Origin of the sequence: Escherichia sp. MOD1-EC4550, from assembly GCF_963876935.1 — a bacterium.
Classification (GTDB): Bacteria; Pseudomonadota; Gammaproteobacteria; order Enterobacterales; family Enterobacteriaceae; genus Escherichia; species Escherichia coli_F.
On sequence record NZ_CAWNSE010000012.1, the window covers coordinates 697,495 to 711,263 of the forward strand.

Sequence of the window (13,769 nt, forward strand, 5' to 3'; positions counted from 1 at the left end):
TGGCATTCCTGATAAATGGCGCATATCCTTAGCGAGTCCATTTATCTAAATAAGACAAAGGTAATCACTTAACAACGATGCATACCTGATATTAATAATGGCAGGATTATTTTAAGTCGGGTAAGTCGTTGTATAAGCCCTGTTTAATTCCCGCTAATGGAATAAGGTTATTAACCGCAGCGGCATAATTCACTGCGGCGACCCAGCCATCATAATTGGCATTTATTTCAGCCGATTGCGCCTGAAAGACATCTTGCTCGACGGTTAATAGATCATTCAGGCTGCGTTTGCCCAATTTATATTCATTTTGGTACACATCTCGCGTTTTGTGCGCACTTTCAGATTGTGCTAAACCGGCTTCTTCGCGACCCCGTGCGCCGGTCCAGTTCGCATATGCCACAGACGCTCGTTGCAGCACATCCAGTTTTGCCTGTTCGACCTGAGAGGCAGAGATTTTTTGTTGCCCTTCAGCCTGTTGCACCTGGGCTGAAACCGCGCCGCCCTGATACAGCGGCGCGTTAACGTTTAGTTGTAACTGGTCGTCCCAGTACGAGCGGTCGCTGGTCTGGTAGCGCGTTTTGCCGCCCTGAATACTGAGCGTCGGCCAGTATTGCGATTTGGTTTTCTCCACGCCGTACTGGGCAGACTGGCGTAAGTTTTCTGCCGCAAGCACCAGCGGGATGGACTGGTAATCAATATTTTTCAACGATACCGGCTGCTCGGCTAATTCAGCAGGTGGCGCGGCTATCGCCTCCGGCTGTACGCCAGTGAGCACCGCCAGTTGCGCTTTGGCGCTCGCCATCTGCGCCTGATATTGCTCCAGCGTCGAGCGCATTCCCGCTATACGCGTCTGGGCCTGCAATTCATCTGACGATGAGTTCAGACCAGCGTTAGCGCGCAGCGCCGCCATGTTGTAGACGTTTTCCAGCGAGTGGATATTGCGTTGAGCCGCATCGCACAACGCCTGATAACGACTGACCTCCATATAGGCAGTCGCCGTTTTTTCGGCAACATCGGTTAAAGTTGCCATCAATTTAAAGCGGTAGCTGTCACGAGCGGCGGTTTGCAGTTTGATATCGTTATCTGTTTTACCGAAGTCATACACCAGCTGTGTCAGGGTTATGCCATACGAAACGTTGTTATCAAGCCTGCCGCTGGAGTCCGTTTGCCGTGACGGCCCCGCGTTGCTGGTTAATCCAACGTGTGGATACCAGGCACTTTTGGCTTCATCAATTTGCGCTTCGCCAATACCTATCTGCGCCGCCTGTTGAGTGACGTCGGGATTTCGCGCAAAGGCGCGTAATATACTTTCCTGTAAAGATAATCGAGCAATTGGCGTTACCGCAGGGGCGTTCGCCCATTGTGGCAGCGGTGCAGCAATTGCTGCTTTTCCCATTACCATAAAACTTATTAAAAAAATAAGTCCATTATTTTTACGGTTTTTAAACTGGAATCGCGCCATAGATAAGTCACTTCCTTCCAGGTCATTATTTTAACTGGTTTTTATAACCAGTCTCATTTTATTAAGAAGGGTAATAACTTGTGCACCTCTTTTGTCGAACATTGAGATTGGAAAAGAAATGCAGTTAAAAAGCTTATACGTTATTTATTTAGAATACACTACGACTTTTAGATTACCATCATACGCATTAAGAATAATCCACAGCAATAAGTGATTAGCATCACAGATTTATCGCGTATATATCATTTTTTTGTGACTTATTTATTAAAGGAATAAGAAAGGAAATTTGAATTAAAGACAAAGGCGCAGTACAGAAAGTACTGCGCCCAGAGAGGTTTTATACGGCTTTATTGCGCTTCATGACCATTGCCACAATAAGGCTGAGTAAGAGTGCGCCAATAATCCATATCAACGCACGGCTGCCCTGGGACCACAGGCTGTAGATAAAGCCAACGATCACCAACAACATAACCAACGTACCAACGATAAGAATCGGCAACGAGGCGTGAATATCATGACGCAGGCGGATCGCCACCACAAACACCGCCAGATAGCAGATCAAAAAGGTGGCGCTGGCAACGCTGGCGAGTGAGCCTAAATTCAGCGCCGCCGTCATCAGCATAATCAACACCACGACGATGATGTTACCCCAGGTACTCTGCCGCCACAGAGGTTTATTCATTAGCTTCGGCAGTTCGCGTTCGCTTCCCATGTTGTCCATGATGTTAAACACGGCGAACAGGTTCGCGTTGATGGCTGAAGCCGTCGCCAGTAAAGCACCGATGACAACGATCACATATCCCACATGCCCGAGGAGCGGAGAAGCAGCCTGCGCTACGGCGGTATCGGCATATTTTTCTAACTCTAATGCCGATACATCGCTAAGCAGTACCAGCGCCAGCGAGATATAAAGCAACGTGGTAACGCCAATCGCCACCAGAAACGCCCGTGGCATAATGACCGCCGGATCTTTCACTTTATCCGCCGCGTTCGCCATCATGCCAAAGCCCGCATAGGCAAGGAAGGTTATCCCGATACAGGAGAAGAACGCACCGGAGCTGGGAGGCGCAGAGACGGAAATATGCGCCGGTTGTAGCGACCAGACACCGGCAATAATCAGCAATAACAGGATCATCATTTTAATGCCGACGAGGATCACTTCCAGCCGTCCTACCGCATGGTTGCTTAAGGAGTTGAATAGCGTCATCACCGCAATGATCCCCAACGCGTAGAGCAGAATAAGGTGCTCCTCCTGGCTGCCTTCATGCAAAAACTGCACGGCATAAGCGCCAAAAGCACGGGCGACCATGGCGATGCTTACCGCCAGCGTCAACAGGTACAGTAACGAGAGCGCCAGCGAAAAGACGCCGTTGCCTAATCCGCGACGAAAGAAGTCGATAATACCGCCATTGCTGGGATAGCTCGCCCCCAGACGCGCATAGGCATAACCAGAAAACATCGCCACAATACCACCAAAAGCAAAGGCGACCCAGGTCGAGGCTTCCATTAGCAACGCAGCCTGCCCCAGCAGCGCGAAGATCCCCGCCCCCACCATTGCCCCAATGCCAATGGAAACGACGTTCCATAGACCGAGGGGTTTGTTACCGTTATTACCTTCCGTGTTCATCATGATCAGCCCTTAAACACGTTATAGCCGAGTTGCTTAGCGACCGATGCCACCATTTTTTGACCGCGAACACTATTGCCTTCTTCGTCCAGCGGTGGTGAGAACGCGGCAATTCCCATCACACCAGGAACGACCGCCAGAATACCGCCACCTACACCGCTTTTGCCCGGTAAACCAACGCGATATGCCCAGTCACCGGAGCGACCATACAGCCCTTCCATCATCATTTCGGCCAGAATGTACGGCACATTGTCGGCCTGAAGAACGCGTTTATGCGTCAGCGGATTCACTCCGCCCGCCGCCAGCGTCGCGCCAAGCGTTGCCAGTTCAATAGTATTGATGAGCGTGGAGCACTGACGGGTGTACACGTCACAGGCTTCCATTGCATCACAATAGAGATATCCGGCGGAGTACAGCAGCCAGGCAATGGCCCGGTTATGGAAGTTGGTTGTTTGTTCCGACTGGTTGACTTCATCAGAGAGCGCTACCTGCTCACCAGCCAGTTGTTGTTGGATATGTAAAATTCGCTGCCAGCGTTGTTCGGCATTTTCAGCGTTAATCAGGCTGGTGGTGGCAATAGCGCCAGCATTTACCAGTGGCGAAAGCGGTTTGCCGCCATGCAACTCTAAGGCGATAACCGAGTTAAAGGGCAATCCGGTCGGGTCAGCGCCAATTTTGTCCTGTACCGCCTGCGGGCCGACATCTTCTAACGCGAGGGCTAACGTACAGACTTTTGAGATGGATTCCAGCGCAAAGCGGTAATCACTGTCACCCGCGCTAAAGACTTTACCATCGCAGGTCACGATAGCCACTGCCGCCAGTTGACTGGGCACATTCGCCAGAAAGGGAATGTAATCGGCATTTTGTCCGCCGTTAAGTGAGTGAAATTGGGTGTAAGCCTGATCCACTGCCTGCTGTAATGTGTTTGCATCTAACATCTTTTGTTAACTCCTTTTTATAGATGCGGGAGGGGATTCCTCACCCCGGTGCCGATTTTCAGGCATCCTGATTTAACTTAGCACCCGCGACTTAACTACAGGAAAACAAAGAGATAAATATCTAATCCTGATGCAAATTGAGCCGATTTTTTAATCTTTACGGACTTTTACCCGCCTGGTTTATTAATTTCTTGACCTTCCCCTTGCTGGAAGGTTTAACCTTTAACACAGTCAGTCAACACTGTCTTAAAGGAGTACGTTATGTCACAAACTATCGACCTGACCCTGGACGGCCTGTCCTGCGGTCACTGCGTTAAACGCGTGAAAGAAAGTCTCGAACAGCGCCCGGATGTTGAGCAGGCGGATGTGTCTATCACTGAAGCGCACGTTACCGGTACTGCCAGTGCAGAACAGCTGATCGAAACCATCAAACAAGCGGGTTATGACGCATCTGTAAGCCACCCAAAGGCTAAACCGCTGGCGGAGTCATCAATCCCGTCGGAAGCACTGACAGCGGTTTCTGAGGCGCTTCCGGCAGCAAACGCCGATGACGATGACAGTCAGCAGTTGCTGCTGAGCGGCATGAGCTGCGCCAGCTGTGTTACCCGCGTACAAAATGCGCTGCAAAGCGTACCGGGCGTCACTCAGGCACGGGTAAACCTGGCGGAGCGTACTGCGCTGGTGATGGGCAGTGCCTCCCCACAAGATTTAGTGCAGGCGGTGGAAAAAGCGGGCTACGGCGCGGAAGCGATTGAAGATGACGCTAAACGCCGCGAGCGCCAGCAGGAAACCGCCGTCGCTACCATGAAGCGCTTCCGCTGGCAGGCAATTGTCGCTCTGGCGGTAGGTATCCCGGTGATGGTCTGGGGGATGATCGGCGATAACATGATGGTCACCGCCGACAACCGCAGTCTGTGGTTAGTTATCGGCCTGATAACGCTGGCGGTAATGGTTTTCGCCGGCGGGCATTTTTACCGTAGCGCATGGAAAAGCCTGCTGAACGGTGCGGCGACAATGGATACGCTGGTGGCGCTGGGTACTGGCGTGGCGTGGCTCTATTCAATGAGCGTCAACCTGTGGCCGCAGTGGTTCCCGATGGAAGCGCGACATCTTTATTACGAAGCCAGTGCGATGATTATCGGTCTGATTAATCTCGGTCATATGCTGGAAGCGCGCGCACGTCAGCGTTCTTCAAAGGCGCTGGAAAAGTTACTCGATTTAACCCCGCCGACGGCGCGCCTGGTCACTGACGAAGGTGAAAGAAGCGTGCCGCTGGCAGATGTTCAGCCTGGTATGTTACTACGCCTGACGACCGGCGATCGCGTACCGGTAGATGGTGAAATTACCCAGGGCGAAGCGTGGCTGGATGAAGCAATGCTGACGGGCGAACCTATCCCACAGCAAAAAGGCGAAGGCGATAGCGTTCATGCAGGTACCGTGGTGCAGGACGGTAGCGTGCTGTTTCGTGCCAGTGCGGTTGGCAGCCATACTACGCTGTCACGGATCATTCGTATGGTGCGCCAGGCCCAGAGCAGTAAACCGGAAATCGGCCAGTTGGCGGATAAAATCTCTGCCGTATTTGTGCCGGTAGTGGTGGTGATTGCGCTGGTCAGTGCGGCAGTCTGGTACTTCTTTGGTCCGGCACCGCAAATTGTTTATACCCTGGTGATTGCCACCACGGTACTGATTATCGCCTGCCCGTGTGCGCTGGGGCTGGCAACGCCAATGTCGATTATTTCCGGCGTCGGGCGTGCGGCTGAATTTGGTGTGCTGGTGCGGGACGCCGACGCGCTGCAGCGCGCCAGTACGCTCGATACCGTAGTGTTCGATAAAACTGGGACACTGACGGAAGGGAAGCCGCAGGTTGTCGCAGTGAAAACATTTGCTGATGTTGACGAAGCGCAGGCGCTGCGTCTGGCGGCGGCACTGGAACAAGGTTCCAGCCATCCGCTGGCACGAGCGATCCTCGATAAAGCAGGCGATATGCAACTGCCGCAGGTCAACAGCTTCCGTACATTGCGTGGGCTGGGCGTGAGCGGTGAAGCAGAAGGTCATGCGTTATTGCTGGGTAATCAGGCGTTGTTAAATGACCAGCAAGTCGATACTAAAGCGATTGAAGCAGATATTTCAGCTCAGGCATCGCAAGGGGCAACGCCTGTGCTGCTGGCGATTGACGGGAAAGCGGTGGCCCTGCTGGCGGTGCGCGATCCGTTGCGTAACGATAGCGTGGCGGCACTGCAACGTCTGCATAAAGCGGGATATCGTCTGGTGATGCTAACCGGGGATAACCCGACCACCGCCAATGCGATCGCCAAAGAAGCAGGGATTGATGAGGTGATAGCCGGGGTGCTGCCAGACGGTAAAGCCGAAGCGATCAAACGTCTGCAAAGTGAAGGACGTCAGGTGGCAATGGTGGGTGACGGCATTAACGACGCGCCAGCACTGGCCCAGGCGGATGTCGGTATTGCGATGGGGGGCGGCAGCGATGTTGCCATTGAAACCGCGGCGATTACCCTGATGCGCCATAGCCTGATGGGTGTTGCGGATGCGCTCGCAATTTCCCGCGCAACGCTGCGCAACATGAAGCAGAACCTGCTCGGTGCGTTTATCTACAACAGCATTGGTATTCCGGTCGCCGCCGGTATTTTGTGGCCGTTCACTGGAACCCTGCTTAACCCGGTGGTTGCCGGAGCGGCAATGGCGCTCTCGTCGATCACCGTAGTGAGTAACGCCAACCGCTTGCTTCGGTTTAAACCGAAAGAGTGAGTACGTCATTGCCGGATGCGGCATAAACGCCTTATCCGGCCTACGATTCAGGCACAGGGTTGTAGGCCTGATAAGACGCGTAAGCGTCGCATCAGGCAATGGTGCTCGGATGCCGGATGCGGCGTGAACGCCTTATCCGGCATCCGAGATGAAGCGATTTTTTGGCCTTACGCGACCTTTTTGCACGTTTTTCCCGGCGTGCCAAATATTTAATCCGTCCCAACTCCATTTGCGCCATCCCTCCCCGCGCGCTAGCATGATATTTCACAAAGGGAGGTCGTATGGATCTGTTGTACCGGGTAAAAACGCTTTGGGCCGCGCTGCGCGGCAATCATTACACCTGGCCTGCTATCGATATCTCTCTTCCCGGCAATCGCCATTTTCATCTGATTGGCAGTATTCATATGGGCAGCCACGATATGGCTCCCCTGCCCACCCGTTTGCTCAAAAAGCTCAAAAACGCCGATGCGCTGATCGTCGAGGCGGATGTTTCCACCAGCGATACGCCTTTTGCCAATTTGCCTGCCTGCGAGGCGCTGGAAGAGCGCATTAGCGAGGAGCAACTCCAAAACCTGCAGCACATTAGCCAGGAGATGGGCATTTCTCCGTCGCTCTTTTCTACCCAACCGCTGTGGCAAATCGCGATGGTTCTTCAGGCGACGCAGGCACAAAAACTGGGGCTGCGGGCAGAATACGGTATCGATTACCAGCTATTGCAGGCGGCGAAGCAACAACATAAACCCGTGATTGAACTGGAAGGGGCAGAAAACCAGATTGCCATGTTGCTCCAGCTCCCTGACAAAGGACTGGCGCTGCTGGACGATACGCTGACCCACTGGCACACCAATGCACGGTTGCTACAACAAATGATGAGCTGGTGGCTGAATACGCCGCCGCAAAATAATGAAATAACGCTGCCTAATACGTTCAGTCAGTCGCTGTACGATGTGTTGATGCATCAGCGAAATCTCGCCTGGCGGGACAAATTACGCGCTATGCCGCCGGGGCGCTATGTGGTCGCGGTCGGTGCACTACACCTGTATGGAGAAGGGAATTTGCCACAAATGTTGCGCTAAAAAAATGGCCAATATCGCTATTGGCCCGTCAAAGAGGAATTTCATTTTTTTATTATTATGCCGTCACTTTAAGCGACGGTGTAACTCGATTGTCGCTCAATCTCACCATCCTGCCAATACTCTTAGGCAAGATGACTCTTTTTTTTGGACCGCCATCAGGCGTATGCTTGCTTCGTTTTTTTGTTTAAGGCAGGAAAATTACCATGACACCCGCAGTTAAATTACTCGAAAAAAACAAGATTTCGTTTCAAATCCATACCTACGAGCACGATCCGGCTGAAACCAATTTTGGCGATGAAGTCGTCAAAAAATTAGGTTTGAATCCGGATCAGGTCTACAAAACGCTGCTGGTCGCAGTGAATGGTGATATGAAACATCTGGCAGTGGCCGTTACGCCGGTCGCAGGTCAACTGGATCTTAAAAAAGTAGCAAAGGCGTTGGGAGCCAAGAAAGTTGAGATGGCCGATCCGATGGTTGCGCAGCGTTCGACGGGGTATCTGGTTGGGGGGATTAGCCCACTGGGGCAGAAAAAACGCCTGCCGACGATTATCGACGCCCCCGCGCAAGAGTTTGCCACTATTTTTGTTTCTGGCGGCAAGCGCGGGCTGGACATCGAACTGGCGGCAAGCGCCCTGGCGAAGATCCTCGATGCCAAATTTGCTGATATCGCTCGTCGCGATTAAGCATTGTGCCGGATGCGAACATCCGGCACTTTCGGATTACTGCCAGCTCACCTCACCTTTCGGTTCATAGACACTCACATCCAGCGGCGAGTTTTTCTGGATATACGCTTTCAGCACTTCAGCATCAATAAAGCCGGTATTCACATAGCCCGGTTTGTTATCCAGACGCGGATAGCCATCACCGCCGGTAGCATTGAAGTTTAATGTCGCCATACGGTAAGTTTTTGCCGGATCGACCGGTTCGCCTTTGATTTTCAGGTCGTTCAGTTTGCCGTCTTTCGCCACAAAGCTAACGTTGGCAAATTGCGGATAGGCACCAGAATCAGGCTTCATTTGTGCGACAGCGGTCAGGTAATCAATCACCTCTTTCCCGCTCATGTCGGCATACACCACCACATTGCCGAATGGCTGCACTTTCAGCACATTTTTATAGCTGATATCACCTGCTTCGATAGAATCACGAATTCCGCCTCCGCTCATCACCGCAAAGTCGGCACCAGTGCGATCCATTTGTGCTGCCAGAATCAACCGCCCCATATTGGTCTGTACAAAACGCACTTTGCTGCGGTCGCCTTCCAGACGACCATTGGTTTCGCCTATTTTCACTTCCAGCTGCGCTTTGCCTTTGTTCTGGAACGGTGATAACAGCGAAATCATTTGCTGGTTTTCGGCGATTTCAGGGGTGTAAAGCACACGCTCGCTTTTCCCGTCTTCCCAGGTCACTTTCTTCTTCAGGTTTACCGGAATCAACTGGTAGTTGACCATTTTCATTTCGCCGTTGCGAAACTCAAAGTCGGCCCGACCAACGTACTTGCCCCACTCATGCGCCTGTACAATCCAGATGCCATTTTGTTGATCCGGTTTGCATGGCGTACCAGGAACGTAATCGACCTGTTTTTTATTTTCTGCCGCCATACAGACTGGATCTTGCGAGTGACCTCCGACGATCATCGCCAGCGATCCGGCAGGCAGCGCGCGTGCCATCTCCACATCGCCCGGTGCATTAGAGCCGTGCTCACCATTGTCGTAATGCCCCATATGGGTTGCCGCGATAATAATGTCTGGCTTTTCTGTCTGTTGCAGCTCCTGAATCACCAGCTTCGCTTCATCAGCGGGCTTACGAAATTCGATATCAGTGAAGTATTCCGGGTTACCAATTTTGGCTGTGTCATCGGTTGTCAGCCCAATAACGGCAATTTTCAGATCCTGACGCTTAAACAACGCCCATGGTTTAAACAGGCGCTCACCAGTGCTTTTTTGGTAGATATTGGCGGAAAGCAACGGGAACTTAGCCCACTTTTCCTGCTGGCGTAATACGGTGAGCGGGTTATCAAATTCATGATTACCGATCGCCATCGCATCATAGCCCACCAGATTCATACCGCGAAAATCAGGTTCGGCATCCTGTAAGTCGGACTCGGGCACGCCAGTATTAATGTCGCCACCGGAAAGTAGCAGCACGCTACCACCTTCAGCCGCAACCTCTTTGCGAATACCGTCCACCAGCGTTTTTTGCGCCGCAAGACCATATTCGCCATATTCATTACGCCAGAAATGACCATGATGATCATTGGTATGCAGAACTGTAATTTTGTAGGTTTTATCCTGCTCATAAGCCAGAGCAGTTTCACTCGCCAGTGTAAATGTGGTTAACAGTGCTAACGCCACGCCCCGCTGCAATAATTTCATACTTCTCTCCCTGATCAGATTTCAACGTGTTGAAAAATAGTATGACGCGACATCATAGACAAGTCTGCGTCCGGTGAAGATAAATCTGCATCCAGATTAGAAATTCTGTATTCAGCGTTGAGACTTCCTTCAGGCGGCGCATACAGGTATGTTAGTCGGGTAATAATCACAAATAAGATCATTCTTTACATCGCAACCCTGAAAAAGTGACTTTCCTATGGCAATGAGTGAACAAACCCAGCCAGTGGCTGGCGCTGCTGCGTCAACGACCAAGGCCCGAACATCGTTTGGTATTTTAGGTGCTATCAGCCTCTCACATCTGCTGAACGACATGATCCAATCGCTGATTCTGGCGATTTATCCCCTGCTTCAGTCAGAATTTTCTCTGACATTTATGCAAATTGGCATGATAACCCTCACCTTCCAACTCGCCTCTTCACTATTGCAACCTGTGGTCGGCTACTGGACGGATAAATATCCGATGCCGTGGTCGTTGCCGATTGGCATGTGCTTTACCTTAAGCGGTCTGGTGCTGCTGGCGCTGGCGGGCAGTTTTGGCGCAGTTCTGCTGGCGGCGGCGTTGGTCGGCACTGGTTCGTCGGTCTTTCACCCGGAATCCTCACGCGTGGCCCGAATGGCGTCTGGTGGCCGTCATGGTCTGGCGCAATCTATCTTCCAGGTCGGCGGAAACTTTGGCAGTTCACTTGGTCCCTTGCTGGCGGCGGTAATTATCGCACCTTATGGCAAAGGTAACGTGGCGTGGTTTGTACTGGCTGCTCTGTTAGCTATCGTGGTGCTGGCGCAAATCAGCCGTTGGTACTCTGCACAGCACCGAATGAATAAGGGCAAACCCAAAGCAACGATTATCAATCCACTGCCGCGCAACAAAGTGGTACTGGCGGTCAGCATTCTGTTAATCCTGATTTTCTCGAAATATTTCTATATGGCGAGCATCAGTAGCTATTACACCTTTTATCTGATGCAAAAATTCGGATTATCTATCCAGAATGCCCAACTTCATCTGTTTGCCTTCTTGTTTGCCGTTGCGGCAGGTACGGTGATTGGCGGGCCTGTGGGGGATAAAATTGGGCGGAAATATGTGATTTGGGGCTCTATCCTCGGCGTTGCGCCGTTTACGCTGATTTTACCCTACGCCACCCTGCACTGGACGGGGGTTTTGACGGTGATTATTGGATTTATCCTCGCTTCGGCATTCTCTGCCATTCTGGTCTACGCTCAGGAGCTGCTTCCGGGACGTATCGGTATGGTTTCTGGACTCTTTTTCGGTTTTGCTTTCGGCATGGGAGGTCTGGGAGCGGCAGTTCTGGGGCTTATCGCCGACCATACCAGCATCGAGTTAGTCTATAAAATCTGTGCTTTCCTGCCACTATTGGGGATGTTGACCATATTCCTGCCTGATAACCGGCATAAAGACTGATTTCATTGCAGCCAAAGGCAAACTTTGGCTGCATCGTTTTACAGTCGCCATAAGCCTTTCCTCTGTTAAACCGCCTTCTGTTTTCCGATCCGTGCTTTTTTTACCGCTAATTCCATTTTTCTGCAAAATTCAACAATTATTCATAAACATCATCAATGAAATTGTCATAAACTATTACCTGTAATTTTGGTTTTCCCGGCCAAAAATGGACAATAACCACCAGGAAAAGGAGACGGAATGCATCACGCCACCCCGCTTATCACCACCATTGTTGGCGGCCTTGTGCTCGCCTTTATCCTCGGCATGCTGGCCAATAAACTACGTATTTCTCCTCTGGTGGGATATCTGTTAGCGGGTGTGCTGGCAGGACCATTCACTCCTGGCTTTGTTGCCGATACCAAGCTTGCGCCGGAACTGGCGGAGCTGGGCGTTATTCTGCTGATGTTCGGCGTCGGTTTGCACTTTTCGCTGAAGGATTTGATGGCGGTAAAGGCCATCGCCATTCCCGGCGCGATCGCCCAGATAGCCGTGGCGACGCTGCTGGGTATGGCGCTCTCCGCCGTGCTGGGCTGGTCGTTAATGACCGGTATCGTGTTCGGTTTATGTCTTTCCACCGCCAGTACCGTGGTGTTACTGCGCGCACTTGAAGAACGGCAATTAATAGACAGCCAGCGTGGGCAAATCGCCATCGGTTGGTTGATTGTGGAAGACCTGGTCATGGTTCTGACGCTGGTATTGCTGCCCGCAGTAGCAGGAATGATGGAACAGGGTGATGTGGGCTTTGCGACGCTGGCCGTTGATATGGGAATCACCATTGGCAAGGTGATCGCATTTATCGCCATTATGATGCTGGTAGGTCGCCGTCTGGTGCCGTGGATTATGGCACGCAGCGCGGCAACCGGTTCCCGCGAGCTATTTACCCTGTCGGTGCTGGCGCTGGCGTTAGGGATTGCTTTTGGCGCGGTGGAACTGTTTGACGTCTCCTTTGCGCTGGGCGCGTTCTTCGCCGGGATGGTACTGAACGAGTCTGAACTGAGTCACCGTGCTGCCCACGATACGCTGCCATTGCGCGACGCGTTTGCGGTGCTGTTTTTTGTCTCCGTCGGAATGCTGTTTGATCCGTTAATTCTGATTCAGCAACCACTGGCGGTGCTAGCGACGCTGGCGATTATTCTGTTTGGTAAGTCATTAGCCGCGTTTTTCCTGGTGCGACTGTTTGGTCACTCTCAACGTACGGCATTAACTATCGCCGCCAGCCTGGCGCAAATTGGTGAGTTCGCGTTTATCCTGGCGGGGCTGGGGATGGCGCTGGATCTGTTGCCGCAGGCCGGGCAGAACCTGGTGCTGGCAGGGGCAATTCTGTCGATTATGCTTAACCCGGTGCTGTTCGCGCTGCTGGAGAAATATCTGGCGAAGACCGAAACGCTGGAAGAGCAGACGCTGGAAGAAGCTATCGAAGAGGAGAAGCAGATTCCGGTGGATATCTGCAACCATGCGCTGCTGGTAGGTTATGGTCGTGTGGGTAGCCTGCTGGGGGAGAAATTGCTCGCGTCTGATATTCCTTTAGTGGTGATTGAGACGTCACGTACTCGCGTCGATGAACTGCGCGAGCGCGGGGTCCGGGCGGTATTGGGCAACGCGGCGAATGAAGAAATTATGCAACTAGCGCATCTGGAATGCGCAAAATGGCTGATCCTGACGATTCCCAATGGTTACGAAGCAGGCGAGATTGTGGCGTCTGCTCGCGCGAAAAACCCGGATATTGAGATTATCGCCCGCGCCCATTATGACGACGAGGTAGCATATATTACCGAGCGCGGGGCGAATCAGGTGGTAATGGGCGAGCGTGAAATCGCCCGCACTATGCTGGAACTGCTGGAAACGCCACCGGCGGGTGAAGTGGTGACGGGGTAAACATTGATTCCATTGCCGGATGCGATGCTGGCGCATCTTATCCGGCCTACAGGTGCCACCTTCCGAAGGTCGGATAAGGCGTTTATGTCGCATCCGACTGTCATTGCCGGATGCGATGTTGACACATCTTATCCAGCCTACAGGTGCCATCTTTCGTAGGTCGGATAAGGCGTTTA

The 13,769-nt window shown here is 52.2% G+C and carries 9 protein-coding genes; 5 read left to right on the forward strand and 4 right to left on the reverse strand.

The features are described 5' to 3' along the window. Positions 1 to 106: 106 nt before the first annotated feature. The 3 genes from AACU19_RS10585 to glsA all read right to left on the reverse strand — a co-directional run bounded on the left by AACU19_RS10585 (position 107) and on the right by glsA (position 4,027). A complete protein-coding gene (locus tag AACU19_RS10585) occupies positions 107 to 1,462 on the reverse strand; it encodes a TolC family outer membrane protein (RefSeq protein ID WP_105278220.1) in 1,356 nt (451 codons plus the stop codon). A gap of 337 nt (positions 1,463 to 1,799) precedes the next feature. Then, on the reverse strand, positions 1,800 to 3,092 hold the full coding sequence (locus AACU19_RS10590) for an APC family permease (RefSeq protein WP_000982159.1): 1,293 nt from the start codon (positions 3,090 to 3,092) through the stop codon (positions 1,800 to 1,802). Positions 3,093 to 3,094: 2 nt separating this feature from the next. Next, a complete protein-coding gene (gene glsA, locus AACU19_RS10595) occupies positions 3,095 to 4,027 on the reverse strand; it encodes a glutaminase A (protein WP_000883053.1) in 933 nt (310 codons plus the stop codon). 261 nt (positions 4,028 to 4,288) lie between these two features. On the opposite strand from glsA, the gene copA reads away from it, so the two are divergent. From copA to ybaK, 3 genes are all read left to right on the forward strand, one after another. Then, on the forward strand, positions 4,289 to 6,793 hold the full coding sequence (gene copA, locus AACU19_RS10600; RefSeq protein WP_105278221.1) for a copper-exporting P-type ATPase CopA: 2,505 nt from the start codon (positions 4,289 to 4,291) through the stop codon (positions 6,791 to 6,793). Positions 6,794 to 7,074: 281 nt separating this feature from the next. Continuing rightward, positions 7,075 to 7,869 (forward strand): TraB/GumN family protein, encoded by a 795-nt coding sequence (locus AACU19_RS10605; RefSeq protein WP_096880457.1) that lies wholly within the window; start codon positions 7,075 to 7,077, stop codon positions 7,867 to 7,869. A gap of 203 nt (positions 7,870 to 8,072) precedes the next feature. Then, the gene (gene ybaK / locus AACU19_RS10610) at positions 8,073 to 8,552 is read left to right on the forward strand and encodes a Cys-tRNA(Pro)/Cys-tRNA(Cys) deacylase YbaK (RefSeq protein WP_105278222.1); all 480 of its coding nucleotides are present in this window, start codon (positions 8,073 to 8,075) and stop codon (positions 8,550 to 8,552) included. A gap of 36 nt (positions 8,553 to 8,588) precedes the next feature. On the opposite strand, the gene ushA is transcribed toward ybaK, so the two are convergent. Then, complete coding sequence (gene ushA, locus AACU19_RS10615) at positions 8,589 to 10,241, reverse strand: bifunctional UDP-sugar hydrolase/5'-nucleotidase (RefSeq protein WP_105278223.1); 1,653 nt, start codon at positions 10,239 to 10,241, stop codon at positions 8,589 to 8,591. A 217-nt stretch (positions 10,242 to 10,458) separates the two neighbouring features. On the opposite strand from ushA, the gene fsr reads away from it, so the two are divergent. Beyond that, positions 10,459 to 11,679 carry a fosmidomycin MFS transporter gene (gene fsr, locus AACU19_RS10620; protein ID WP_001251636.1) on the forward strand — a complete coding sequence of 407 codons (1,221 nt, stop codon included), beginning with the start codon at positions 10,459 to 10,461 and terminating at the stop codon, positions 11,677 to 11,679. A gap of 237 nt (positions 11,680 to 11,916) precedes the next feature. Further along, a complete protein-coding gene (gene ybaL / locus AACU19_RS10625; RefSeq protein WP_000546224.1) occupies positions 11,917 to 13,593 on the forward strand; it encodes a YbaL family putative K(+) efflux transporter in 1,677 nt (558 codons plus the stop codon). Positions 13,594 to 13,769: the final 176 nt, after the last annotated feature.